This is a genomic window from Cellulomonas hominis, from assembly GCF_014201095.1.
Classification (GTDB): domain Bacteria; phylum Actinomycetota; class Actinomycetes; order Actinomycetales; family Cellulomonadaceae; genus Cellulomonas; species Cellulomonas hominis.
The window spans coordinates 389,182-414,462 of record NZ_JACHDN010000001.1 but is presented as its reverse complement, the minus strand read 5'-3'; the positions used below and the strand labels follow the sequence as shown (position 1 = coordinate 414,462).

The 25,281-nt window shown below is 75.1% G+C and carries 20 protein-coding genes; 15 read left to right on the top strand and 5 right to left on the bottom strand.

The genetic code is table 11. The features are described from left to right. Window positions 1–101 precede the first annotated feature (101 nt). Window positions 102–773, bottom strand: a complete 672-nt coding sequence (locus HNR08_RS01995; RefSeq protein ID WP_146836036.1) for a VIT1/CCC1 transporter family protein — start codon at window positions 771–773, stop codon at window positions 102–104. Window positions 774–888: 115 nt separating this feature from the next. Beyond that, window positions 889–3,480: a DEAD/DEAH box helicase gene (locus HNR08_RS01990; protein ID WP_146836039.1), complete on the bottom strand. Its 2,592-nt coding sequence runs from the start codon at window positions 3,478–3,480 to the stop codon at window positions 889–891. A 44-nt stretch (window positions 3,481–3,524) separates the two neighbouring features. Here HNR08_RS01990 and rnhA point away from each other — a divergent pair, with 44 nt between their 5' ends. From rnhA to HNR08_RS22545, 15 genes are all read left to right on the top strand, one after another. After that, window positions 3,525–3,986 (top strand): ribonuclease HI, encoded by a 462-nt coding sequence (gene rnhA / locus HNR08_RS01985; protein WP_146836042.1) that lies wholly within the window; start codon window positions 3,525–3,527, stop codon window positions 3,984–3,986. 90 nt (window positions 3,987–4,076) lie between these two features. After that, on the top strand, window positions 4,077–4,346 hold the full coding sequence (locus tag HNR08_RS01980) for an HPr family phosphocarrier protein (protein WP_146836045.1): 270 nt from the start codon (window positions 4,077–4,079) through the stop codon (window positions 4,344–4,346). A 355-nt stretch (window positions 4,347–4,701) separates the two neighbouring features. Then, on the top strand, window positions 4,702–5,937 hold the full coding sequence (locus HNR08_RS01975; RefSeq protein ID WP_210736897.1) for a CoA transferase: 1,236 nt from the start codon (window positions 4,702–4,704) through the stop codon (window positions 5,935–5,937). A 44-nt stretch (window positions 5,938–5,981) separates the two neighbouring features. Next, on the top strand, window positions 5,982–7,199 hold the full coding sequence (locus tag HNR08_RS01970; RefSeq protein WP_146836048.1) for a CoA transferase: 1,218 nt from the start codon (window positions 5,982–5,984) through the stop codon (window positions 7,197–7,199). 38 nt (window positions 7,200–7,237) lie between these two features. After that, complete coding sequence (locus HNR08_RS01965; RefSeq protein WP_146836050.1) at window positions 7,238–8,542, top strand: MFS transporter; 1,305 nt, start codon at window positions 7,238–7,240, stop codon at window positions 8,540–8,542. 95 nt (window positions 8,543–8,637) lie between these two features. Next, a complete protein-coding gene (locus tag HNR08_RS01960; protein WP_146836052.1) occupies window positions 8,638–10,728 on the top strand; it encodes an oxidoreductase in 2,091 nt (696 codons plus the stop codon). Continuing rightward, window positions 10,725–11,480 carry an enoyl-CoA hydratase/isomerase family protein gene (locus HNR08_RS01955; protein ID WP_183834751.1) on the top strand — a complete coding sequence of 252 codons (756 nt, stop codon included), beginning with the start codon at window positions 10,725–10,727 and terminating at the stop codon, window positions 11,478–11,480. Before HNR08_RS01960 ends, HNR08_RS01955 begins: the two co-directional genes overlap by 4 nt. Then, entirely contained in the window at window positions 11,477–14,155 is a 2,679-nt protein-coding gene (locus tag HNR08_RS01950) for an AMP-binding protein (protein ID WP_146836056.1), read from the top strand. The genes HNR08_RS01955 and HNR08_RS01950 overlap by 4 nt, the downstream gene beginning before the upstream one ends. A gap of 12 nt (window positions 14,156–14,167) precedes the next feature. Next, window positions 14,168–15,322 carry an acyl-CoA dehydrogenase gene (locus HNR08_RS01945; RefSeq protein ID WP_146836058.1) on the top strand — a complete coding sequence of 385 codons (1,155 nt, stop codon included), beginning with the start codon at window positions 14,168–14,170 and terminating at the stop codon, window positions 15,320–15,322. After that, a complete protein-coding gene (locus tag HNR08_RS01940; RefSeq protein WP_221286296.1) occupies window positions 15,319–16,179 on the top strand; it encodes a TIGR03084 family metal-binding protein in 861 nt (286 codons plus the stop codon). Before HNR08_RS01945 ends, HNR08_RS01940 begins: the two co-directional genes overlap by 4 nt. A 23-nt stretch (window positions 16,180–16,202) precedes the next feature. Then, window positions 16,203–17,531: an MFS transporter gene (locus HNR08_RS01935; protein WP_146836060.1), complete on the top strand. Its 1,329-nt coding sequence runs from the start codon at window positions 16,203–16,205 to the stop codon at window positions 17,529–17,531. Continuing rightward, window positions 17,528–18,292 (top strand): electron transfer flavoprotein subunit beta/FixA family protein, encoded by a 765-nt coding sequence (locus HNR08_RS01930; RefSeq protein ID WP_146836062.1) that lies wholly within the window; start codon window positions 17,528–17,530, stop codon window positions 18,290–18,292. The genes HNR08_RS01935 and HNR08_RS01930 overlap by 4 nt, the downstream gene beginning before the upstream one ends. Before the next feature lie 26 nt (window positions 18,293–18,318). Then, window positions 18,319–19,218, top strand: a complete 900-nt coding sequence (locus HNR08_RS01925; protein WP_146836064.1) for an electron transfer flavoprotein subunit alpha/FixB family protein — start codon at window positions 18,319–18,321, stop codon at window positions 19,216–19,218. Beyond that, complete coding sequence (locus tag HNR08_RS22550) at window positions 19,215–20,525, top strand: FAD-dependent oxidoreductase (RefSeq protein WP_146836066.1); 1,311 nt, start codon at window positions 19,215–19,217, stop codon at window positions 20,523–20,525. Before HNR08_RS01925 ends, HNR08_RS22550 begins: the two co-directional genes overlap by 4 nt. After that, complete coding sequence (locus HNR08_RS22545) at window positions 20,522–20,815, top strand: ferredoxin family protein (protein WP_221286295.1); 294 nt, start codon at window positions 20,522–20,524, stop codon at window positions 20,813–20,815. The genes HNR08_RS22550 and HNR08_RS22545 overlap by 4 nt, the downstream gene beginning before the upstream one ends. Window positions 20,816–20,835: 20 nt before the next feature. On the opposite strand, the gene HNR08_RS01910 is transcribed toward HNR08_RS22545, so the two are convergent. The 3 genes from HNR08_RS01910 to HNR08_RS01900 form a co-directional block, all read right to left on the bottom strand. Beyond that, the gene (locus tag HNR08_RS01910; RefSeq protein WP_168432336.1) at window positions 20,836–21,855 is read right to left on the bottom strand and encodes a LacI family DNA-binding transcriptional regulator; all 1,020 of its coding nucleotides are present in this window, start codon (window positions 21,853–21,855) and stop codon (window positions 20,836–20,838) included. Window positions 21,856–22,005: 150 nt separating this feature from the next. Then, window positions 22,006–23,682, bottom strand: coding sequence for a phosphoenolpyruvate--protein phosphotransferase (gene ptsP / locus HNR08_RS01905; RefSeq protein WP_276509356.1), 1,677 nt, complete (start codon window positions 23,680–23,682; stop codon window positions 22,006–22,008). After that, window positions 23,679–25,142: a PTS transporter subunit EIIC gene (locus tag HNR08_RS01900; RefSeq protein WP_146836070.1), complete on the bottom strand. Its 1,464-nt coding sequence runs from the start codon at window positions 25,140–25,142 to the stop codon at window positions 23,679–23,681. The genes ptsP and HNR08_RS01900 overlap by 4 nt, the downstream gene beginning before the upstream one ends. Window positions 25,143–25,281: the final 139 nt, after the last annotated feature.

Genomic DNA, 25,281 nt, shown 5'->3' with positions numbered 1-25,281 from the left:
ACCGACACTACCGACCCCCACCGACACCCGACCCGGGTCATCCACAACCCGCACGCCGAACCGCCCCTGTGGACGATCGGCGCCGGGTGCGCCGCCGCGGATCAGACCGCGAGGCCGACCAGCGAGCCGATGCCGTACGTGACGACCATCGCCAGCGAGCCGCCGACCACGTTCCGGAGCACCGCGCGGGCGGGGCGGGCGCCGCCGAGGCGCGCGCTCACCGACCCGGTCACGACGAGCGCGAGCACGACGGCCGCGAACGTCGCGACGATCCGCCCGCCGCCCCAGGGCGCGAGCACGACGAGCAGCGGCACGACGCCGCCGACGACGAACGCCAGCAGCGACGCGAGCGCGGCGTGCCAGGGGTTCGTGAGCTCGGCGTCCGCGTCCAGCGCGCCGTGGGCGCGCAGCACCTTCTCGGCGTCGCGCTGGCTGCTGACGGAGACGTACTCGCCGGCGGCCATCGACAGGGCCCCGGCGACGAGGGCGGCCACGCCGGCGACCGCCAGGGTGGTGACCTCGGTCGCGGCGCCGGCGACGCCGACGACCGTCGCGGCGACGGACACGATGCCGTCGTTCGCGCCGAGCACCCCCGCGCGCAGCCAGTTCAGCCGGCCGGCGGTCGGCAGGTCGACGGTCCGGTCCGGCAGGTGCGGCACGTCCGGCGCGGCCGGCGCCCCCGCGCCCGGCCGCGCGGCGTCGGTGCGACCCTCCGCGCGGCGCGGCTCGACGGTCCGGTCACGGTCCAGGAGGTGGGTCGACAGCGCGCTCATGCAGCCCACCGTAGGCCGGAGATGACGACCTGTCATCACAGGAAAGGCTGCCCTGACCTGCGGAAACGCAGGTTTGCCTGTCCTTATCTGGAACGCTTCCAGCCGTACGTGCAGGTCAGAGCGCCCCCACCTCGAGCACTCGCAGCACGACCTCCCCGGCCGCGTCCGAGGCGGGCAGGTCCACCAGAGCGTCGATGCGCCAGTCGTGGTCGCCGGCCGGGTCGTCGAGCAGCTGCCGGACGAACCACAGGTCGCCGCGGGCCCCCGCCTCGCCGTGCGCGGCGGGCCGCTCGTCCACCTGGAACAGCGCGGGGCCGCGGGCGGCCGGGCCGGTGAGGATCTCGTCGTGGTCGTCGTAGAACGGGTCGAGCGCGTCGCCCCAGCGGTCGGCGGTCCACGGGGCGTCGGCGGCGTCCAGGTCGCCGAGCGCGGCCAGCGCCGGGTACGCCTCGCGCGCGGCCAGGTCGACCCGGCGGAACAGCGCGCCGCGGACCAGCGCCCGGAACACGCGCCGGTTGGTGGTGACGGGCGGGGGAGCGTCGTCCTCGGGGCGGGACTCGGTGACGGTGGCGTCGTCCAGGTCCTCGGGGTGGGCCAGCCGCTCCCACTCGTCCAGCAGGCTCGAGTCGGTGCGGCGGACCAGGTCGCCGAGCCACTCGATGATCTCGTGCAGCTCCTCGGTGCGGGCGTCGTCCGGCACGGTCTGCCGCAGCGCCCGGAACGCGTCGGCGAGGTAGCGCAGCAGCACGCCTTCGGTGCGGTCCAGCTGGTAGAGCGACACGTACTCCGCGAACGTCGCCGCGCGCTCGTGCATGTCCCGCACGACCGACTTCGGGGACAGCTCGTGGTCCGCGACCCACGGGTTGGTCTGCTTGAAGATCTGGAACGTGCCGCCGAGCAGCTCGGCCAGCGGCCGGGGGTAGGTCACGTCCTCGAGCAGCGCCATGCGCTCCTCGTACTCGATGCCGTCCGCCTTCATGGCCGCGACCGCCTCGCCGCGCGCGCGGTTCTCCTGGGCCGCGAGCACCTGGCGCGGGTCGTCGAGGGTGGCCTCGATGACCGACACGACGTCGTGCGCGTACCCGGGGTCCTCGCGGTCCAGCAGGTCGAGGGCCGCGTACGCGAACGGGGACAGCGGCTGGTTGAGCGCGAACGTCGGCGGGACGTCCAGCGTGAGCCGCACCGTCCGGCGCAGCCGCTCGGGCCCGGGCCCGGGCTCGACGACGCGCTCGACCACGCCGGCGGTGCGCAGCGAGCGGTAGATCGCGATCGCCTGCCGGACCAGCCGTCCGCGCGACGACTCGGGCTCGTGGTTGTCGAGCAGCAGGTGGCGCATCGTCTCGACGGGGTCGCCGGTGGGGCGGGCCAGGACGTTGAGCACCATCGCGTGCGTCACGGAGAACGACGAGGTCAGCGGCTCCGGCTCGGCGTCGCGCAGCCGCTCGAAGGTCTTGTCCGTCCAGTTCACCATCCCGGGCGGGGCCTGCTTGCGGACGATCTTCTTGAGCTTCTTCGGGTCGTCGCCGGCCTTCTGCAGGGCCTTGCGGTTCTCGATGACGTGCTCCGGCGCGAGCACCAGGACCTCGCCGGTCGTGTCGAACCCGGCACGGCCGGCGCGTCCGGCGATCTGGTGGAACTCGCGCGCCGACAGGTGGCGCATCCGGGTGCCGTCGTACTTCACCAGGGACGTGAGCAGCACGGTGCGGATCGGCACGTTGATCCCGACGCCGAGCGTGTCGGTGCCGCACACGACCCGCAGCAGGCCCTTCTGGGTCAGCCGCTCGACGACCCGGCGGTACTTGGGCAGCATGCCCGCGTGGTGCACGCCGACGCCGTGCCGCAGCAGCCGGGACAGCGTCCTGCCGAAGCCCGGCCCGAACCGGAAGTCGCCGAGCTCGTCGGCGATCCGGTCGCGCTGCTCGCGTGAGGCGAGGGTCATCGACAGCAGCGCCTGCGCGCGCTCGACGGCCTCCTTCTGCGTGAAGTGCACGACGTACACGGGGGAGCGACCGGTCTGCACGAGCATCTCCAGCAGCTCGTGCAGCGGCTCGACCTCGTAGGAGAACGACAGCGGCACCGGGCGCTCGGCGTCCGCGACGACGGCGACGGGCACGTCCGTGCGGCGCTCCAGGTCCTCCCGGAAGAACGTGACGTCGCCGAGCGTCGCCGACATGAGCAGGAACTGCGCCCGCGGCAGCTCGAGCAGCGGCACCTGCCACGCCCAGCCGCGCTGCGGGTCGGCGTAGAAGTGGAACTCGTCCATGACGACCTGGCCGATGTCCGCGTCCGGGCCCTGGCGGAGCGCGAGGTTCGCGAGGATCTCGGCGGTGCAGCAGATGATCGGGGCGTCGGGGTTCACCGCGGAGTCGCCGGTCATCATGCCGACGTGTGCCGAGCCGAAGGCCTCGACGAGGGCGAAGAACTTCTCGCTGACCAGCGCCTTCAGCGGGGCGGTGTAGTACGTGCGGCGGCCCTGGGCGAGCGCGACGAAGTGCGCGGCGGTCGCCACCAGGGACTTCCCGGACCCCGTGGGCGTCGAGAGGATGACGTGCGAGCCGGTGACCAGCTCGAGCAGCGCCTCGTCCTGGTGCGGGTACAGGGCCAGCCCCTGGTCGCCCGCCCAGCCGGTGAAGGCCGCGTAGAGCGCGTCGGGGTCGTGCGGGTCGGCGGGGACCCGGTCGGCCAGGGTCGATCGGGAGGCTGCCACCCGCCGATCCTCTCACCCGGCGGGCGCCCCTACAGTGGGCGACCATGAGCGCCGCCGAGAGCACCCCGCCCGCCGTCGAGATGTGGACCGACGGGGCCTGCAAGGGCAACCCGGGCGTCGGCGGCTGGGGCGCGCTGCTCCGGTCGAACGGGCACGAGCGCGAGCTGTTCGGCGGCGAGGCCGTCACGACGAACAACCGCATGGAGCTGATGGCCGTCATCGAGGGCCTGCGCGCGCTGAACCAGCCGTGCCGGGTCGACCTGCACGTGGACTCGCAGTACGTGATGCAGGGCGTGACGAAGTGGATCGCCGGCTGGAAGCGCAACGGCTGGCGCACCGCCGACAAGAAGCCGGTGAAGAACCAGGACCTGTGGCAGGCGCTGGACGCCGAGGTCGCCCGGCACGCGGTGAGCTGGCACTGGGTCAAGGGCCACGCCGGCGACCCGGGCAACGAGCGCGCGGACGCCCTGGCGAACAAGGGCGTCGCGGAGGTCCGCGCGGGCTGACCCCGCGGCGTGACCCCTGTGGTCCAGACCAGTTAGGGTGACCGTCGTGCCCATCGAGGGGCACGCCCGCCCGCACCGGAGGTCGCCCCCATGGAACGTCCCGTCGTCGTCGCCATCGCCGAGGGCCTGCACGCCCGCCCTGCTGCCCTGTTCGTCGCCGAGGCCGGCAAGCAGCCGGTGCCGGTCACGGTCCGCAAGGGGGAGAACGAGCCGGTCCAGGCCGCGAGCATCCTCGGGATCATGACGCTGGGCGCGGCCGCGGGCGACACCGTCGTGCTCGCGACCGAGGCCGACGGCCCGGAGGCCGAGGCCGCGCTGGACGCGCTGGAGGCGTTCCTGCTCCAGACCGAGATCGCCTGAGCGGCACCCCGCCGCGACCCCCGGGGCCCCGCGCACCGCACGGTGCGCGGGGCCCCGTCGCGTCCGGGGACCGGTCGGCGCCCGCCCCATCCGGGACCCAGGTCCCGGTCCGACCCCTGCGCGCCCCGGGGAAGCGGTTCCCCGCCCGCGCGGCCCGGAAACCCGGGACCGAGGTCCCGGACCACGTCGGGACAGAGGTCCCACTATCCCGGTTTAGTAGATCCCCTACTGTCATTCCCGTGAGCCTCGCTCGACGCTGAGACGGCCGGGCGCGTGCTCATTTCCTGCACAGCCGCCGACGCGTTCCCCGGGGAATGCGCCCCGCCGGCGTGCGCCGAGACGGGAGGGGTGGGCGGTGCCGACGAACAAGCCGGCCTTCGGCATGCTCGAGGGCTTCCGGGTGGTCATGACGGGCCTGTCCGTCGCCGCCCCGTTCGCCGCCGAGCTGTACGCCGAGCACGGCGCCGACGTGATCTGGGTGGAGAACCCGCGCGCCGTCGACACCTCCCGCGTCGCCCGCCGCTCCGGCGCCTGGCAGCAGGACCGGCGCAACATGCGCTCGCTCGCCCTGGACTACGTGCACGGCGAGGGCCGCGAGGTGTTCCTGCGGCTGATCGAGACCACCGACGTCCTGATCGAGGCGTCGGTCGGCGGCCGCTTCGCGCGGATCGGCCTGTCCGACGCGGTGCTCTGGGAGCGCAACCCGCGGCTGGTGGTCGCGCACATCTCCGGGTTCGGGCAGACGGGCGAGGAGGCCTGGGTGCGCCGCGCCTCCTACGACCCGATCGCCCAGGCCTTCGGCTGCGCGATGCGGATGAACGGCATGCCGGGGCAGCCCTCGACCCCGGCCATGCCCTTCCCGGCGGATTACACGGCGGCATTCTTCGCGTTCGGTATGGCGAATGCGGCCCTGCTGTCCCGCGAGCGCACCGGAAAGGGTGAGAGCCTGGACATCGCGCAGTTCGAGGCGATGCTGCGCATTCAGGCGAACTATCCCACCGACTACCTGCGGTACGGCCTGGACTACGTCAAGGAGGGCGACCGCTCGCGCATCTGCGCCGTCTACGGGACGTACCGCTGCGGCGACGGTGAGGAGGTCTACGTCCTCGCGCTGGGCGCGGGCGTGCTCGCGCGGCTGCTGCCGGTGCTCGGCCTGGAGCCCGGGTCCGCGCTGTTCCCCCAGGGCGCCGGCTACGTCCCGGTCGGGACGCCCGCGGCCGGCGCGCTCGAGCGCGCGTTCACGGGGTTCATCGAGGCCCGCACCGCCGCGCAGGTCGAGGACGAGCTGGCCGCCGCCGGCGTCCCGGTCTCCCGGCTGCTCGACTACGCGGCCGCCCGCGAGCACCCGCACTACCGGGCCCGCGGCGTGTTCACCGAGTGGACCGCCGCCGACGGCGTGACCACCGTGCCCGGCGTCAAGGTCGTCCCCGAGGTCGCGAACCGGCCCGGGCGGATCTGGCGCGGCGCGCCGACGGTCGGCCAGGACAACGACGACCTGCTCGCCGAGCTCGGCGTCCCGGACGCCACCCGCGACGCGCTGTACGCCGCGGGCGGTCTGTCCCGCCTGCCGTACGCCGAGACCACCGCCTGACCCCGAGCCCCCGCACCCAGCCCCCTCACCCCCAGGAGCCCCCCATGAAGGACGCTGACGGACAGCCGTTCGGCAACCTGCAGGACCTCAAGGTCGTCAACGCCTCCTCGGTGGTCGCCGGCCCGTTCATGTGCGGGCTGTTCGCCGAGCAGGGCGCCGACGTCATCCAGGTGGAGAACACCCGGGTCCCCGACATGTACCGCCTCTGGCCGCAGTCCTGGTCGACCGAGCGCCGCAACCAGCGTTCGATGAGCCTGGACATCCCCTCCGAGCAGGGCCGGCAGGTGCTGTTCCGCCTGATCGCGGACGCGGACATGCTGGTCGAGTCGTCCAAGGGCGGCACCTGGGCGTCCTGGGGGCTCACGGACGAGGTGCTGTGGGAGGTCAACCCGCGGCTCGTCGTCGTGCACATCTCCGGGTTCGGCCTCACCGGGGACCCGGCCTACCTGCGCCGGGCCTCGTTCGACTCCATCGGGCAGGCGTTCAGCGGCTACCTGGCGATCAACGGGTTCCCGGACCCGCTGCCGCCGTACGTCACCAAGCCGTACACCGGCGACTTCGTCACGGGCCTGTTCGGCGCGTGGTCGGCGCTCGCGGCGGTGCTGCGCTCCCGGCAGACGGGCCAGGGGGAGAGCATCGACCTCGCGCAGTTCGAGTCGCTGGTCCGCCTGCAGGCGTCGTACCTGACCGACGGTCTGAACAAGGGCCTGCAGGCGCCCCGCATGGGCAACCTCGACAGCTACGGCGCGTGCAACGGCACCGAGCGCTGCGCGGACGGCTGGGTGTTCGTCGCGGTCGGCGGCGCCACGGCGATCCGGAACATGGTCACGCTGTTCGGCCTGGACGGCGATCCCGACTTCGACGGCGTCATCCAGTCGATCAGCCGCGACAAGCCGGAGCGGGCGCGCAAGTTCGTCGAGAAGCTCGAGGCGTTCTGCGCGGAGCGGACCGTGGCCGAGGTGGACGCCGAGCTCGGTGCCCTGGGCGTCGCGGTGAGCCCGGTCATGACCTACCAGATGATGCGCGAGCACCCGCACTACCAGCAGCGCGGCGTCTTCGAGACCTGGGAGGACCTGGCGACCGGCGAGGACGTCACCGGCGCCGCCCCCGTGCCGCGGTTCCGCAACAACCCCTCGAAGACGGTGCGCGGCGGCGCGCCCCGCGACTTCGACACCGACACCGTGCTCGCCGAGCACGGCTTCACCGCGGACGAGATCACCGCGCTGCGCGCCGACGGCGTCGTCGGCGGCCCGGCCGCCTGACCCCGCCCCGGCACCCCACCCTCCCCGAGGAGCCCCCTGTGAACACGACGGCCGTCTCACCGGCCCGGCGGAGCGCCGCCCCGACGCGCTCGACCTACGCCTGGGTCATCCTGATCGCCTGCATCGGCTTCTACGCCGTGCCGGTCGGCATCGTCGGCAACACCTCCGGCATCTTCGTGACCCCGGTCATGGACGAGTTCGGCTGGAGCCGCACCGAGGCCACGCTGTACATGACCATCCAGCCGTGGGTCGCGGCCCTGTGCACGCCGTTCGCCGGCAAGCTCATGGCGCGGTTCAACCCGCGGTGGATCCTCACGATCACCGCGGCCGCGTACGGCCTGAGCACCATCTGGACCGCGTACGCGACGCACCCGTGGCAGTGGCACCTGTACGGCGTCATCTACGGCGTCTCGTGCTCGTTCTTCATGTTCCTCGCGGTCCCGACGCTGGTGAACGCGTGGTTCCGCAAGCAGACCGGCCTGGCGATCGGCATCGCCGGCGCGGCGCTGAGCATCCTCGCCGCGGTGGCGAGCCCCGTCGGCCAGTCGATGATCGAGTCGCAGGGCTGGCAGCACACCCGCCTGGTGTTCGGCATCGTCATCACCGTCGTCTCGGTGCTGTTCAGCGCGCTGCTCGTCCGCAAGGACCCGGCGTCGATGAACGTGCTGCCGTTCGGCGCGGACGAGGGCGAGGCCGCCGGGGCCACCGGGGCCGCCGCGACGCCCGGCACCAAGCCGGCCGAGGAGGGCGCGACGCTCGCCCAGGCCCGGCGCATCCCCGCGTTCTACCTGCTGATCCTCACGGCAGGGTTCCTCGTGTTCTGCGCGTCGTTCTTCCAGCAGATCCCGTCGTTCGCGGCCACCGGGAAGCTCGGTGCCGAGGCCGGCGCGGTCGCGGTGTCGATCGTCATGGTCGGCGGCACGGTCGGGAAGTTCCTGCTCGGCTGGCTGAGCGACGCCCTGGGCAGCAAGGTCACGGGCGTCGCCGCGGGCGTGTGCGGCGCGGCGGGCCTCGCGATGGCCCTGTTCGCCGGGTCGTCGGTCGCCCTGTTCTACGTCGGCATGGGCGTGTTCGGCATCGGCTACTCGGCCCTGACGGTCATCTCGCCGATGGTCGCCCGCGAGGGCTTCGGCACCGCGAACTACGCGGAGATCTACTCGTGGGTCTCCACCGGCATCTTCGTCTTCTCCGGCCTCGCGGCCCTGACGTACGCGCGGATCTACGACATGAGCGGGTCCTTCACCCCGGCCTTCGTGCTCGTGATCGGCCTGTACCTCGCGGTGGCCGTGTTCGTCCCGGTCATCGTCCGGACCGCCCGCCGCGGCTGGGCCGGCCGGGGCTGACCCCACCCGTCCCGACCCGGCCGCCCACCCCCGTCGGCCGGGTCGGGCGCCCCGCCTCCCGCCCCACCCCTCTCGCCACCCCAGGAGCCTTCCCCATGGGTACCCAGTTCCCGCTGCTGTCCTCCCCGATCCGGGTGGGCGGCCTCACCCTCCGGAACAAGCTCATGACGACCTCGATGTCGCCGGGCGCGGGGTACGTGGACGCCGGGTCCCGGCCGACGCAGCGGTTCCTCAACTACCTCGCGGTGCGCTCCGCGGGGCAGACCGGCCTGATCCTGCAGACGGTCTGCCCGTACGAGCGCACCGCCGAGCACCCGGGGAACCACCGGCTGCCCGGCGCGTGGGACGACTCCTGCGTGCCGCACCTGCGGCAGATGGCGGACGCGGTGCACCAGCACGGCGGCCTGCTGGCCGCGCAGCCGTACTTCGTGCACGACTGGAAGTCCCGGACCGACGAGGACGAGCACGCCTGGGGGCCGTCCGACATCTCGATCCTGCCGATGATGGGCCCGTTCCGGGCGATGACCCTCGAGCACATCGCGATCTTCAAGCAGCAGTTCGTGAGCTGCGCGCGGGTGGTCAAGGCCGCGGGCTGGGACGCCGTCGAGGTGATGGCGGGGGTCGGCGGCATCCTCAGCCGGTTCCTGTCCCCGGCGACGAACGACCGGACCGACCAGTACGGCGGCTCCCTGGAGAACCGGGTGCGCCTCACGGTCGAGGTGATCCGGGAGATCCGCGCGGAGGTCGGCCCGGACTTCCCGATCCTGGTCCGCTGGTCGCCGGTCGAGTACGTGTCCAGCCCCGCGGGCGAGGGGCACACCATCGAGGACGCGCTGCGGGTCGTGCCGTACCTGGAGGAGGCCGGCCTGGACCTGCACGACCTCGCGGTCGGCTGGCACGAGAGCAGCGTCCCGCTCACCACGAAGAGGGTGCCGGACGGCCACTGGTCCTGGATCTCCGAGCGGATCAAGACGGTCGCCACCAAGCCGGTCGTCACGGCCTACCGCGAGACCGACCCGGTGGTCATGGAGAAGATCCTGCGCGAGGGCAAGGCGGACCTGATCGGCGGCCTGCGCTACTCGATCGCGGACCCCGACTTCGCCCGCAAGGTGATGGAGGACCGGCCGGAGGACATCGCGATGTGCCTGTGCTGCAACCGGTGCATCGACGACGTCGTGGGCCGCGGCCTGCCGCTGGAGAAGTGCGGCCTGAACGCGCGCCTGGGCCCGGAGCTGGACACGCTGACCATCGGGAAGGCGCCGCGCCGCAAGTCGGTCATGGTCGCCGGCTCCGGCCCGGCCGGCCTGTCCGCCGCGTTCGCCGCCCACGAGCGCGGCCACGACGTGACGATCTACGAGGCCGGCCCCCGCACGGGCGGCTGCACGAAGATGAGCGCGATCTTCAGCCCGCTGCACGAGCGCCTGCTCACGTACTACCGGACGAGGCTGCGCAAGACCCCGGAGATCCGGGTGGTGCTCAACACCCCGGTGACGGCGGACCTGGTGCGCCGGGAGCGGCCCGACGCCGTGGTGGTCGCGATCGGCGGCGAGCCCCGGGGCATCGACGTCCCGGGCGTAGACGGCGCGAACGTCGTCACCTCGCACGACTTCCTGCAGATGCTCAACGGCACCCCGCCCCGCAAGCCGGGGCTGGTCAACACGGTGCTGTGGGCCGCCGCGGCGCGGTTCCTCAAGCTGTACTACACGCCGGGCTTCGCGCGCTGGGCGACGTCGGTCAGCCCGTGGCCGCTGCGCCGCTCCGTGGCGATCATCGGCGGCGGCCTGCCGGGCTGCGAGCTCGGCGAGCTCGCCATGCACTCGGGGCGCCGGACGTCGATCCTCGAGGAGGGCAGGAAGATCGGCTACGACGTGGGCGGCTCCGACCGGTTCCACGTCACCTCGGACTTCAAGAAGGCCCCGAACGTCACCACGTACCCGTCGACCCGGGTCACGGAGATCACCCCCGACGGCGTGCGCGGCGTGCAGACCGCGCCCGACGGCTCGCAGGCGCCGGTGCGCGTGACCGCGAAGACCGTCGCCGTGACGCTCGGCTTCGTGCCGAACCCGGGCCTGGCGCGCGAGATCGAGGCGCTCGGCGTCGAGGTGCACGCGGTCGGCGACTGCGCCGAGCCGGGCCGGATCGCCGACGCCACCAAGGCCGGCTACCGGGCGGGGGTGGCCCTGTGACCGCGGTCTACGCCGAGGACCTCGGCGACGGCGTCCGCGCGCTGGTGCTCAACCAGCCGCGCAAGCGGAACGCCATCAGCGCCCCGATGATGGACCTGCTGGCGGACCTGCTCCGCGCGGCGGACGCCGACCCGGACGTCCGGGTCGTGGTGCTGCGCGGCGAGGGCGAGCACTTCTCGTCCGGCGGCGACCTCACCCAGTCCGGCCCGGGCGAGCAGACCGTCGAGGCCGCCCGGGCCCAGCTCCAGCGCTACGAGGCCGCGATCCGCACGATCCGGCAGATCGGCACGCCGGTCGTCGCGATGGCGGACGGCTTCGTGGTCGGAGGCGCGTTCAGCCTGCTGCTGGCGTGCGACCTGGTGTGCGTGTCGGACCGGGTGCGGGTCGTCCCGGCGTTCTGCCGGATCGGCATCGTGCCCGAGATGGGGCTGATGAAGTTCCTGCCCGACCTGGTGGGGGAGAAGACCGCCAAGGAGATCCTGCTCGCCGACCGCGAGCTCTCGGGCGCCGACCTGCGCGACCTGCGCCTGGCGAACCGGGTGCTGCCGGCCGGCGAGCTGCTGGCCGGGACCCTCGAGCTCGCCCGCCGCGTGGCGGGCATGCCGCCGCAGTCGGTGCAGATCACCAAGGGCATCATGAACGCCGCCGCGGACACCGGCCTGGAGGCGGTGCTGCAGGCGGAGACCACCGCGTCGCCGCTGTGCACCCGCACCGAGGGCTTCCGCGAGACGATGAAGCGGTTCACGAAGTGACCCCCGCGCAGCGCACGGCGACGGACGTGCCGCGGGGGCCGGCCCTCGCCGCGCGCTGCGCGAACATGGCCGAGCCGTTCCTCGCGGCGGCCGCGGCGCACCCCGACCGGCCCGCGCTGGTGCTCGGCGACGTCGTCGTCGACTACGCGTCCGCCCGGGACACCGTGCACCGGCTGGCCCGGGCCCTGCTCGGGCAGGGCGTGCGGCCTGGTGACCGGGTGGCGTACCTGCTGCCGAGCTGCCCCGAGATCGTCGAGCTGTTCTACGCGGTCCAGCTGATCGGCGCCGTCGCCGTGCCGCTGAACGTCCGGCTCACCGCCCGCGAGGTCACCTGCCTCGCGCGGTCCTGCGACGCCACCGCGCTGGTGTTCGCCGCCATGTACACGCCGCAGGTGGACGCCGAAGGGCTCACCGGGGTGCGGCTGCTGTGCGTGGACGGCCCGTGCACCCCGGCCGGTGCGGTGCCCTGGCCCGCGACGGGGCTCGGCGTCGCGGACCCCGCGGCGGCGGTCGGCGCCCGCCCGGCCTGGGCGCGCTCGCTCACGGACCTGCAGCGCGCGGCGTCCGCCGAGCCGGTCGAGCCCGTCCGCGACCCGGACGCCGTGTCCCGCATCCAGTTCACCGGCGGGAGCACCGGCACGCCCAAGGGCGTCGAGCGCACCCACCGCGCCGACCTGGTGAACGCCGAGGGCACGTACCTGTCGAACGGCCTGGACCGCGACGAGCGGAAGGTCGTGCTGATCCAGTGCCCCCTGGACCACCACGCCGGGCACGCCTGGATGTCGATGGGCGTGGCCGTCGGCGCGACGCTCGTGCTGTGCGCGGGCTTCGACGCCGGGACGATCCTGCGGCAGGTCGACCGGCACGGCGTGAGCTACCTGATCCTGCTGCCGCCGTCCACGCTGGGCCGGCTGCTGCGGCACCCCGGGATCGACGACCACGACCTGTCGTCCGTGCGGCTGGTGCAGTCCGCGGCCGGCGCGCTCGCGCCCGACGTGCTCGCCGCGGTCTACCGGCACTTCCCGCGCGCGGTGCTGTCCTACGGCTGGGGCCAGACCGAGAGCGGGCTCGGCGCCTGCGCGGTGCTCGGCCCCGAGGAGGCCGGCCCGGACGCCGCCCACGCCGGGTCGGTGGGGCGGCCGATGCCGTTCACCGAGATCCGCCTGGTCGACGACGACGGCCGGGACGTCCCGGAGGGCGCGGTCGGCGAGGCGGTCGTCCGCACCGCCGCGGTCATGGCCGGCTACCACCGGCAGCCCGCCGCGACCCTCGCGGTGTTCACCGCGGACGGCTGGCTGCGCACCGGCGACCTCATGCGCCGCGACGCCGACGGCTGGCTGTACCTCATGTCCCGGCGGCGGGACCTCATCAAGTCCGGCGGCGAGAACGTGTTCGCGGCCGAGGTGGACGCGGCGGTGCGCACGCACCCCGGCGTCGCGGACTGCGTCGTGTTCGGCGTGCCCGACCCGGTGCTGGGGGAGGCGGTCGCGGTCGCGGTCGAGCCGCGCGGCCCCGGCCCGGCCCCGACGCTCGCCGAGCTCCAGGACACCTGCTGCGCGCGGCTCGCCCGGTACAAGAAGCCGCGGCACCTCTACGTGCTCGACGGCCTCGGCCGGAACGACGCGGGGAAGATCGACACCCGCGACGTGGTCCGCACCTGCGGCGTGCTGGACGCGGTGCGCGCCTCGCGGGCCGAGCGGCCCGACCTCGCCGGGGCGTACTCGCAGGTCTGCGAGGACCCGGACGTGTTCCGGATCCCGCTGCCGCACACCGCGGGGCTGGAGTCCGCGACGCTCTGCTACCTGATCCGCGGGCGGACCCGGTCGCTGCTGGTGGACACCGGCTCCGACACCGCCGCGGGCCTCGGGCTGCTGGCCCGGGTCCTCGACCACCTGGGCGTGCGCCGCGCCGACCTGGACGTGCTCGTCACGCACGAGCACCCCGACCACACCGGGCTGGCGCACCGGATCCGGGCGCGCGGCGGCCGGGTGCTCGCGGGGGAGGGCGCCGTGGCGCACCTGCGGCGCTGCGCGGAGCCCGGGGCGCGCGCCGAGGCCCGGGACCGCTGGGCGGCCGCGGGATTCGGCGCGGACGCCGACGCGCTCGCGGCGCTCGACGTCCGGTCGGCCGGGACGGACCTGCTCGACCAGGACCCGGTGCCGCTCGCCGACGGGGCCGTGCTGCCGGTCGACGGCCACGGGTGGCGCGTGCTCGCGACCCCCGGGCACACGCCCGGCAGCATCTGCCTGTACCAGCCGGAGAGCCGGCTGCTGCTCACCGGCGACCACCTGCTCGGCCACGTGACGCCGCCCCTGTGCCCCGGGGCGTCGGCCGCGGACCACCTGGCGGGGCTGCACCGGGTGGCGGACCTGCCCGTCGACGCGTGGCTGCCCGGGCACGGCCCCGCCGACGTCCCCGCGGCCGCGCGGGCCCGCGAGCTGCTCGCCCACCACGAGGAGCGGCTCGCCCGGCTCGCGGAGCTCGTGGCGCGGGACGACGGGGCGACCGCCGCGGACCTCGTGCCGCTGCTCGGCTGGCGGAACGTGCCCGACTGGCACGCCGCCCCCCTCGGGCTGCGCTGGCTCACCGCCGGCCAGACCGTCGCCTACCTGGACCTGCTCGTCGGCCGGGGCGTGCTGCGCCGCGGCGCCGACGGCGCTCACCACCGCAACTGAAGGGCACGACGCATGGACTTCCGCATCACCGACGAGCAGCAGCTGCTGCTGGACAGCCTCCGCGAGGTCATGGACCGGGCGTGCCCCGAGTCGTACATGAAGGAGTGCAACGAGCAGCACCGCTACCCGACGGAGCTGGTCGAGGCGCTCGCCGAGTCCGGGTTCACCATGCTCGGCGTGCCGGAGGAGTACGGCGGCACGCCCGTCGACACCCAGACGCTCATGCTCGTCGCCGAGGAGATCACCAAGAACGGCGGGCCCCACTTCGTCTTCGGCCAGGCGCTGTCCATCGCGGACATGCTCGAGTTCGGCAACGACGAGCAGAAGCAGCAGTGCATGGCGGAGGTCTCCGCCGGCCGCGTCGGCTTCGTCCTCGGGTTCACCGAGCCGCAGGCCGGGTCGGACTCCTCCGCCATCGCCACGACGTTCACGCGCCGCGACGGCAAGGTCTACCTCAACGGCCACAAGACGTTCATGAGCAACGCGCAGCGCAGCCGCTACATGCTCTGCCTGGCCCGGAACGCGGACGCGACCGGCGACGAGTCGAAGACGAACGCCCTGTCGATGTGGTGGCTGCCGATGGACGCCGCGGGCGTCACCGTGGAGCCGCTGCAGAAGATCGGCTGGCACATGATGGACACCTGCGAGGTCTACCTGGAGGACGTCGAGCTCGAGGAGAAGGACCTCGTCGGCGTCGAGGGCAACGGCTTCATGCAGGCGATGATCAACTTCGAGGTCGAGCGCCTGCTCATGGCGGCCCAGCTGCTCGGCATGGCGGAGTGCGCGTTCGGCGACGCCGCCCGGTACGCCAACCAGCGCGTGCAGTTCGGCAGGCCCATCGGTGCCTTCCAGCTGATCCAGCAGAAGATCACGTCGATGGCGCTGAAGATCGAGAACATGCGCAACCTCGTCGCGAGGACGGCGTGGAAGATCGACAACGGCGAGCCGGTGCAGATCGACTCCGCCCTGGCCAAGCTGTACTGCGCCCAGGCCGCCAACGAGGTCATCGACGACGCGATGCAGATCTTCGGCGGCATCGGCTACACCACGGACTGCCGGGTGTCCCGGCTCTGGGTCGACGCCCGCGTGCAGCGCATCGGCGGCGGCACCGACGAGGTCATGATCCACATCGCCGGCCGCCAGCTCCTGAAGCAGTACGCCCAGTGAGCGCCGACGCGGCGGGCGCGGCGGACCTCGCGCCCGAGATGGACCCCCGGCCGATGTCGGGCATCGTCGACGACCTGGTCGCCGAGCAGGCGGCCGTGGACGTGCTGCTCGACCCGCTGACCGAGGAGCAGTGGGAGTCGCCGGCCGCCACGTGCGCGTGGACCTTCAAGGAGGAGCTGCTGCACCTCGCGGCCTTCGACTGGGCGGCCACCCGCCTGCTGGGGGCCGCGGCGGCGGGCGACACGTCCGCGGACGTCACGGTGCTCGCGGACGCGAACTTCGGGCACGACGAGGCGCACCGGGTCACCCGGTTCCGGCACCTGCCCGGCGCGGAGGTGCTGGACCGGTGGCGCGAGCTGCGCTCCCGCCTGGTCACGGCCCTGCTCGACGCCGACCCGAAGGCCCGCGTGCCGTGGGCGCCGGGCCTGCCGATGTCCGCGCGGTCGCTCGCCTCCGCCCGGCACATGGAGCTCTGGGCGCACTCGGTCGACCTCACCGACGCGCTGGGCCTGCCGCCGATCGCCTCCGACCGGATCGCCAGCACCCTGTTCCTGTCCTGGCAGGCCCGGCCGAACGCGTACCGGATCAACGGCCTCGAGCTGCCCGCGACTCCGGTGCTCCTGGACCTGACCCTGCCGTCCGGTGCGCCCTGGACGAAGGGCGAGCCGGACGCGGCGGACGTGGTCCGCGGGCCCGCGCTCGACTGGGCCCTGGTCGCCACCCGGCGCCGCCGCTGGCAGGACACCGCCCTCGAGGTCACCGGCGACGAGGCGCGGCGCTACGCCGGCGTCGTGCAGGCGTTCGCCGGCGCCGCCGCGTCCGCGCCCGCCGTCCCGTCCACCCCGTCCGCTCGCTGACCCCTCTCCCGAAGGTGTGAGACATGTCCGCTCCCGCTCGCCCGCCCGTGCACCGCGCCTGGTGGGTCCTGGTCGCCTGCTGCCTGCTGTACGGCGGCGCGGTCGGCGTCATCGGCAACTCCGCCGGCATCTACCTGAGCCCCGTGAGCGAGGACATGGGCTGGTCCCTGGCCTCGCTCAACGGGTACCTCACGGTGGTGTCGCTGGTGATGACCGCGACGCTGCCCGTCGCGGGCTGGCTGCTGCCGCGGCGGTCGCTGCCGTGGCTGCTCGGGGGCGCCATGACGCTGGCGTGCGGCACCTACGCGGCGAGCGCGCTGTTCACGTCGCTCACGCACTGGTACGTCGCCGGCGTGCTGCTCGGCCTCGCCTACGGCGTGCTGCTGTACATCCCGATCCCGCTGGTGCTGACCAACTGGTTCCGCACCCGCAACGGGCTGGCGCTCGGCATCGCGGCGGCGTTCGCGAGCGCCGTCGCGGCCGTCGCCAACCCGGTCGGCGGCGCGCTGATCGACGCGATCGGCTGGCGCGAGACCCGGGCGATCATGGGCGGGGTCGGCTGGCTGCTGGCCGTGCCGGCGACGCTGCTGCTGATCCGGCTGCGGCCGGAGCAGCTCGGCCTGCGCCCGTACGGGGCGGACGACGTGGTCACGGACCCGGGGCCGGCTGCCCCGGCGCCCGGGTCCGTGCCCTCGTCGCCCCCGTCGCTCCCGTCGCTCCCGTCGCCCGCCGTCCGCCGGTCCGTCGCGGCCGCGGTGCGCTCCGTCCCGTTCGCGTGCGCGGTGCTGCTCGGCGGGCTGCTGGCGTTCGGCGCGTGCATCCTGCAGCAGGCCCCCAGCCACGCGGCTGCGGTCGGCCTGAGCTCCGCGACCGGTGCCACCGGCGTCTCGGCGATCATGATCGGCGGCATCGCCGGCAAGCTCGCCCTCGGCTGGCTGCACGACCGGCGCGGCGTGCTGCTCACCACGCTGGTGTGCGCGGTGCTCGGCGTGGCCGGGCCGCTGATCGTGGTCGCCGGCGGCGGGGCGGTCGCGCCGTTCCTGCTCGGCTGCCTCGTGTTCGGCGGCGGCTACGCGGGCCTCGTCGTCGTCCCGCCGCTCATGGTCCGGCACCTGTTCGGCGCCGCGGACTACGCCCGCCTCTACTCGTTCGTGACCGTCGCGCTCGGCCTGTTCTCGGCCGCCGCGCCCGTCGCCTACGCCCGGATCCACGACGTGACCGGCAGCTTCACCGGCGCCTGGCTGGCGAGCGCGCTGGCCTTCGTGCTCATGGCCGCCCTGGCCGTCGTCGCCGTGCGCACCCGCCCGGCCCCCGTGACCCCCGCCCCCGTCCTCGAAGGAGCTCGTCCGTGAAGATCGCCGTCGCCCACAAGTGGGCCCCGAACCCCGAGGAGGCCGTGGTCGCGGCGGACGGGTCCGTCGACCTGTCCCGCGCGAAGTCGTCGGTCAGCGAGTACGACCCGGTGGCGATCGAGCTCGGCCGCGCGCTGGCGGACGCGACGGGCGCCGAGCTCGTCGGCGTCACCGCGGGCGGGCCGGACGCCGGCTCGCCGATGGCCCGCAAGGCCGCGCTGTCCCGCGGGCTCGACCGGCTCGTCGTCGTCGCGGACCCGGCCCTGGCCGGCGCGCGCGCCACGGCGACCGCGCGGGCGCTCGCGGCGGCGGTCCGCGCGGAGGGCGACGTCGACGTGGTGCTCACGGGCGACTCGTCCGTGGACGAGGGCGCGCACCTCGTGCCCGCCGTCCTCGCGGGGTACCTCGGGTGGCCGCTGCTGACCGAGGTGACCGCCGTGGCGGCCGACGGCGGGACGCTGCGCGTGGAGCAGACCGCCGGCTCCGGCTCGCGGGTGCTCGAGGTCACCGGCCCGGCCGTCCTCGCCGCGAGCACGGACGCCGTGCTCCCGCGGGTGCCCGGCATGAAGGACATCCTCGGCGCCGGCAAGAAGCCCGTCGACGAGCTCCCCGCGCCCGAGGCACTGCCGGACGGCCTGGCGGTCGTGGGCCGGTCCCGGCCCGCGCTCGCCGACCGCCGCCGCGTCCGCATCGACGCCACCGACCCGCAGGCCGCCGCGGCCGAGCTCGTCGCCGCCCTGCGCGTCGACGGCGTGCTCTGAGAACCGACCCACCGGAGAGACCCCTCATGACCACCTGCCTCGTCACCACCGACCCCGCCGTGGGGCGCCTGCTCGAGATCGCCCGCGCCCTCGGCGGCCCGGTCGTCGCCGTCGTCGCCGGGCCGCGCGCGGTCGCCGACGCCGTCGCCGCCGGCGGGCCGGACCGCGTCGTCTGGCTCGGCGAGCCCGGCGACGCCCCCGCGGCCGCGTTCGCCGGCGCCGCGGCCGAGGCCGTCGCCGCCGCGGGCGCCACCGTCGTGCTCGCCGCCGCCCGCCCGGCCGACCGCGTGCTCGCCGGTGCGGCCGCCGCGCGCCTCGACGCCCCCGCCCTGGCCGGCGTCGTCGCCGTCGCCCCCGACCCCGCGGGGGTGCGCCTCACCCGCGCGGTGCTCGGCGGCGTCGCGGAGGAGGAGCTGCTGGCGTCGGGCCCCGTCGTCGTCGTGACCGACGGCGGCGACGCGCCCGTCCCCGGTGCCCCCGCGCCGGTCGAGGAGGCGCCGGCCGCACCCACGGCCGTCCGCGTGGTCGAGTCCCGGCCCGCCGCCGCCACCGACCCGGACCTGCGCGCCGCCCGCCGGGTCGTCACCGTCGGCCGCGGCCTCAAGGCCCGCGAGGACCTCGCGCTGGTCGACGCGCTCGCCGACGCGCTGGGCGCCGCCACCGCGTGCACCCGGCCGCTCGCCGAGGGCGTCGGGTTCTTCCCCAAGGACCGCTACGTCGGCGTCTCGGGGCGGACCGTCAGCCCGGACCTGTACCTCGCGCTCGGCGTCTCCGGCCAGGTGCAGCACATGGTCGGGGCGCGCGGGTCGCGGACGGTCGTCGCGGTGAACTCCGACCCGGAGGCGCCGATCTTCCGCGAGGCCGACTACGCCGTCGTCGGCGACCTGTACCAGGTGGTCCCGGCCCTCACGGAGGCGCTGCGGTGACCGAGCCGGACTTCGACGTCGTCGTCGTCGGGGCCGGCCCGGCCGGGAGCGTCGCCGCGACGCTGCTCGCCCGGCAGGGCCGCTCCGTGGCGGTGATCGAGCGCGGCGAGGCGCCCGGGTCCAAGAACCTGTCCGGCGGCGTGCTGTACTCGCGCGTGCTGGAGCAGGTGGTCCCGGACTACCTCGACCACGCCCCCTACGAGCGGCGCGTCACCCGCAACGAGGTCGTGTTCCTCACGCCGGACTCGGCGGTCGGGCTGGACGTCGCGTCCGACCGCCTCGCCGACCCGGTGAACGCCGTCACGGTGCTGCGGGCGCGGTTCGACCCGTGGCTCGCGGCCCAGGCCGAGGAGGCCGGCGCGTACCTCATGCCCGGCGTCCGCGTGGACCGGGTGCTCACCGAGGACGACGGGCCCGGCGCGGGCCGGCGCGTGGTCGGGGTGCAGGCGGGGGAGGACGAGCTGCGCGCCCGCGTCGTCGTCGCGGCGGACGGGGTGAACTCGTTCCTGGCGCGCGAGGCCGGCCTGCGCCCGACCCCGCCGACCCACCACCTCGCGGTCGGCGTCAAGGCCGTGCTGTCCCTGCCGGAGGCCGTGATCGAGGACCGCTTCGGGGTGTCCGGCGACGAGGGCGCCGCGATCGCGTACGTCGGCGACTGCACCCAGGGCGTCGGGGGCGGCGGCATCGTCTACACGAACCGCACCTCGCTGTCCGTGGGCGTCGTGCTGCGGCTCGACGACCTCGTGGCGAAGGGCCTGGCGGCGGCCGACGTGTTCGAGCGCTTCCTCGCGCACCCGCGCCTGGCGCGCTACGTGCGGGGCGCGGAGATCGTGGAGTACGGCTCGCACCTGGTCGCCGAGGGCGGCTGGGACATGCTCGGCGAGGTCGCGACCGACGGCATGGTCGTCGTGGGCGACGCCGCGGGCCTCACCATCAACTCGGGGCTCACCGTGCGGGGCATGGACCTGGCGATCGGGTCGGCGATCGCCGCGGCCGAGGGCGTCGAGGCGGCGCTCGCGGCCGGCGACGTCTCCGCCGCGGGGCTCGCCGGGTACCGCGAGCGGCTGCTCGCCGGCACCGTCGGGCAGGACCTGCGCACCTACGCCAAGGCGCCGGCGTTCCTGGAGCGGCCCCGCATGTACGGCGACTACGGACGGCTCCTGGAGGAGATCATGCTCGACGTGTTCCGGCTGGACGGGACCCCGCGGCGGCACCTCGCCCGGGTGGCGCGCGACGCGCTGCGCCGGTCCCCGGTGCGGCTGCGCGACCTCGCGTCCGACGCCCTGGCAGGGGTGCGGGCCCTGTGATCGCGCCGACGCCCTCGACCGCCGAGCGCCTCGCGCACAACCGGTTCGAGCTCGACGAGGAGGAGTCGCACATCGAGGTGGACCAGGACGTGGTCCGGGCCACCGGCTGCGGCCCCGTGCTCGTCGCGGTGTGCCCCGCGCGGGTGTACTCGGCGCGGGAGGACGGCGGGCTGGACGTGGAGTACGCGGCCTGCCTCGAGTGCGGCACCTGCCGCGCGGTCGCCCCGCCCGGGGCCCTGACCTGGCACTACCCGCGCGGCGGCTTCGGGGTGAGCTTCCGCGAGGGGTGACGCGTGCCCGTCCCCGCCGGTCAGCCGCCGGCGGGGGCGGGGCCCGTGCTGCCGCGCACCTCGAGCCGGGCGGTCGGGGCCTGGACCGCCTCGACCGCGGCGCCCCCGACCCGCTCGAGCAGCATCCGCACCGCGCCGGCGGCCTCGGCCCGCGCGTCGCGGCGCATCACCGACAGCGTCGGCCGCGTGAGCCGGCTGATCCCCGAGGAGTCCCACGCGACCACCGACACGTCGCCGGGCACGTCCAGGCCGAGCTCGGCGGCGACGCCGGTGCCGGCCATCGCCTGCAGGTCGTTCTCGTAGACGACCGCGGTCGGGCGGTCCACCGCCGGCCGGTCCAGCAGGCGCCGGGTCGCCTCGGGGGCCGCGACGGACCGGCCCTCGGCCTGCAGCACCTCCGGCTCCGCGAGGCCCGCGGCGGCGGCGGCGGCCGCGAGCGCGTCGGTGCGCACCCGGGAGTACGCGAGCCGCGACCCGGAGGTGACGCGGGCCAGGCGGCGGTGCCCCAGCGCGACCAGGGCGGCGACGAGCTCGCGGGCGGCGGCTGCGTCGTCCGTCCACACCGTCGGCAGCCCGGCGGCGTACCGCGGGTCCCCGAGCGTGACGGCGGGCAGCCCGAGCTCCTGGAGCGCCGCGGGGCGGTCGTCGTCCACCCGCAGGTCGATGACCACGAGCCCGTCCACGCCGTTCGCGGACGACCACTGCTCGTACGTCGCGAGCTCGGCGGCGTGCCCGGAGACCACCTGCATGCTCAGGGTGATCGCGTGGTCGACGAGCTCGTCCTGCATGCCCTCGAGGTAGTGCTGGAGCAGGGGCTCCACGCCGCGCACGTGCGGCGGGCGGTTGAGCACGAGGCCGATCGTGTCGGAGCGCCCGCCGGCCAGGGCGCGGGCGGCGGTGTTCGGGCGCCAGCCCATGTCCGCGGCGATGCGCAGCACGCGCTCGCGGGTCTCGGCGGACACCCCGGGCCGGCCGTTCAGCGCGAACGAGGCGGCGCCCTTCGAGACGCCGGCGCGCTGCGCGACGTCGGCGATGCGCACCCGGCCCACGGTCCTCGTCCTCCCGCTCCCGGCCCCGTCCTCGGGGCCCTGCGAACCGCCGGGCGGCGGCCCGGGTCCTGCCGGAGTCTACGCAGGCGAGGGGGCGTGCGGCGCCGGTCACCGGCCGGGCGCCGCACGCCCCCCGTGCCGCTACAGCCCCAGCTCGGCGAGCACGGGCAGCGCCTCCCGGACGGCCGCCCGGCCGGCGTCCGCCGTGGCCGCGCCGACCGCGAGCGCCGCGGCGGCCCGGCACTCCTCGAGCGTCACCCGCTCCAGCACCGCGGCCACGTCCGCGAGCGCGCGCGGGGTCATGGACAGGGACGACACCCCGAGCCCGACGAGCACGGGCGCGAGGGCCGGGTCGGCCGCCGCCTCGCCGCAGACGCCGACGGGCCGGTCCCGGTCCGCGCCGCCGCGGCAGGTCGCCGCGACGAGTTGGAGCACGGCGGGCTGCCACGGCGTGGACAGCGCGGCCAGGTCGGCGAGCTCGCGGTCGGCGGCCATGGCGTACTGGGTGAGGTCGTTCGTGCCGAGGCTGGCGAACCGGGCGTGCGCGAGCACGGCCCCGGAGCACAGCGCCGCGGCGGGCACCTCGACCATGACCCCGGCCTGCGGCAGCCCGTGCCGGTCGCAGAGCGCGACGAACGCCGCCGCCTCGTCGGGCGTGGCCACCATCGGCGCCATCACCCAGACCTCGGCGTCCTCGGCGGCCGCGGCCTGCGCGATCGCGTCGAGCTGGCGGTCCAGCACCTCCGGGTGCCGGGCGGCCGTGCGCAGCCCCCGGACGCCGAGCGCGGGGTTCGGCTCGCCCTCGGCGGTGACGAACGGCAGCGGCTTGTCGGCGCCCGCGTCGAGCGTGCGGACGACGACCTTGCGGCCCGCGAACGCCGCGAGCACGGTGCGGTAGGCCTGCACCTGCTCGGCGACCGACGGCTCCTCGGTGCGGCCGAGGAAGCAGAACTCCGTGCGGAACAGCCCCACGCCCTCCGCCCCGGCGTCCGCGGCGGCCCGCGCCCCGGACGGGTCGGCGACGTTGGCGAGCAGCTGCACCCGGTGCCCGTCGGCGGTGCGCCCCGGGCCGCTGAACGTCCGGTCCCGGCGGGCCCGCGCGCGCTCGGCGGCGGCCAGGTCGTCGGCCGAGGGCTCCCGCAGCACGGTGCCGGACGAGCCGTCCACCACCACGGTCTCGTCGTCGGCGAGGCCCGCGGCGCCCGGCGCGGCGACCACGGCGGGGATGCCGAGGGACCGGGCGAGGATCGCGGTGTGCGAGGTCGGCCCGCCGCCCACGGTGACGATCGCGACGACCCGCGCGGGGTCGAGGGTCGCGGTGTCGGCGGGCGCGAGGTCGTGCGCGACCAGGACGAACGGGCGGCCCGGGTCCGGGACTCCGGGCGGGCGGACGCCGGTCAGCCGTGCGACGACCCGGTCCCGGATGTCCGCGACGTCGCGGGTCCGCTCGGCCATGTACCCGCCGAGGGCGGCGAGCTGGTCGATGACCACCGCGGCGGCCTCCCACACGGCGCGCTCGGGGGTGCGGCGCTCCGCGCGGACCCGGCGCACCGCGTCGGCGCCCAGGGCCGGGTCGGCGGCCATCGCCGCGGCGACCGTCAGCACCTCCGCGGAGGTGCCGGTGGCCGCGGCGGCCGCGGCGGTGAGGTCCGCCTGGACGCCCGCGGTCGCGGCCTCGACCGCGGCGCACGCCGCCTCCACGTCGGCGGCGGGGGACAGGCCGGCGGCCGGGGGCTCGGCGACCGGGGCCGGCATGGTCACGACCATGCCGGCCCCGGTCCCGGGGCTGACCCCGACGCCGCGCAGGGCGACGGTCACGCGGTGCCCCCGTCCGTGCGGCGGGGGGTGTCGGGCGCGGGGGAGTCGGCGCTGCCCGCCGGTGCGGCGCCCGCGGCCACGGTCGCCGGGGCGGCGGCCGGCTCGTCGGCCAGGCCCTCGGCCACGGGGTCGTCCTCGCGGCCCGGCGTCTTGAAGTTGAACTTCCGGATCATGAACCGGAACAGGAAGTAGTAGATGACCGCGTAGCCCAGGCCGATCACGATGATGAGCAGCGGCTGCGAGGCGATCCGGAAGTTCAGCAGGTAGTCGATGGCGCCCGCGGAGAACCCGAACCCGCTGCGGATGTCGAGCGCGTTGACCAGGGCCAGCGAGGTGCCGGTGAGCACCGCGTGGATCGCGTAGAGCGGGTAGGCGACGTACACGAACGCGAACTCGAGCGGCTCGGTGACGCCGGTGACGAACGCGACCAGCGCGGCCGAGCCCATGATGCCCGCGATGACCCTGCGGTTCTTCGGCTTGGCGGTGTGCACGATGGCCAGGGCGGCGGCCGGCAGCGCGAACATCATGATCGGGAAGAAGCCCGTCATGAAGGTGCCGGCCGTCGGGTCGCCGTGCAGGAAGCGCGCGATGTCGCCGTGCCAGACGTCGCCGCTGGCGTCGGTGTAGTCGCCGAACTGGAACCACGGCAGCGAGTTGAGCAGGTGGTGCAGGCCGAACGGCAGCAGCAGGCGGTTCAGGGTGCCGAAGACGAAGCCGCCGATGATGGTGGAGCCGGTGACCCAGTCGCCGACCGCGGTGAACCCGGCGTCGAAGGCGGGGTAGATGAGCGACGCGACGACGGCGATGACCACGGCGGCGCCGGCGGTGACGATCGGGACGAAGCGGCGGCCGCCGAAGAAGGCCAGGTACGGGGGCAGCTTGATCCGGTAGTACTTCTGGAACAGCAGCGCGGCGACGAGGCCGATGATGATGCCGCCGAGGACGCCGTAGTTGATCAGCTCCTGGCTCGGTGCCCCGATGCCCTGCTGGACCGCATGGAGCACCAGGGCGTTGTAGTCGCCGTTCGCGGCGGCCTCCAGGGCGGCTGGGTCGGCCGAGTCGAGGACCCCCTGCGCCCCCACCTCGGCGGGCTTGCCGAGGATGTACGGGGACAGCGCGTCGGTGACGCCCTTGAACACGAGGTAGCCGACCAGCGCGGCGAGGCCCGTGGAGCCGTCGGCCTTGCGGGCGTAGCCGACCGCGACGCCGAGGGCGAAGAGCAGCGGGAGGTTGCCGAGCAGCGCGTTGCCGGCCGCGGCGAGCACGTCGGCGACCGGGAGCAGCCAGTCCGCGCGGGCGCCGAGGCCCTCGGCGCCGAGCATGTCGGCCTGCCCGAGGCGCAGCAGCAGCGCCGCGGCGGGCAGGGAGGCGATCGGGAGCATCAGCGAGCGGCCGATGCGCTGGAGCTGCGCGAGGCCGGGGATGCCCCGCTTGGGGGTGTCGACCGTGGTGGCGGTCATGGTCTCTCCTCGTCGAAAGAGTGGGGCGGGGCCCGTCGGCGGACCGGCGGTGCGGGGACCCTGGCGAGCGGAGGGGGTCCGGGACTTGCGTCCGCGGCACCCCGTCCGGCAAGTTGTCTGGACCAGTTGCGGTCAGAGT

Coding starts and splice junctions, on each gene's coding strand:
- HNR08_RS01995 (WP_146836036.1), bottom strand. CDS start 773: ATGAGCGCGCTGTCGACCCACCTCCTGGACCGTGACCGGACCGTCGAG.
- rnhA (WP_146836042.1), top strand. CDS start 3,525: ATGAGCGCCGCCGAGAGCACCCCGCCCGCCGTCGAGATGTGGACCGAC.
- HNR08_RS01980 (WP_146836045.1), top strand. CDS start 4,077: ATGGAACGTCCCGTCGTCGTCGCCATCGCCGAGGGCCTGCACGCCCGC.
- HNR08_RS01970 (WP_146836048.1), top strand. CDS start 5,982: ATGAAGGACGCTGACGGACAGCCGTTCGGCAACCTGCAGGACCTCAAG.
- HNR08_RS01960 (WP_146836052.1), top strand. CDS start 8,638: ATGGGTACCCAGTTCCCGCTGCTGTCCTCCCCGATCCGGGTGGGCGGC.
- HNR08_RS01945 (WP_146836058.1), top strand. CDS start 14,168: ATGGACTTCCGCATCACCGACGAGCAGCAGCTGCTGCTGGACAGCCTC.
- HNR08_RS01935 (WP_146836060.1), top strand. CDS start 16,203: ATGTCCGCTCCCGCTCGCCCGCCCGTGCACCGCGCCTGGTGGGTCCTG.
- HNR08_RS01925 (WP_146836064.1), top strand. CDS start 18,319: ATGACCACCTGCCTCGTCACCACCGACCCCGCCGTGGGGCGCCTGCTC.
- HNR08_RS01900 (WP_146836070.1), bottom strand. CDS start 25,142: ATGACCGCCACCACGGTCGACACCCCCAAGCGGGGCATCCCCGGCCTC.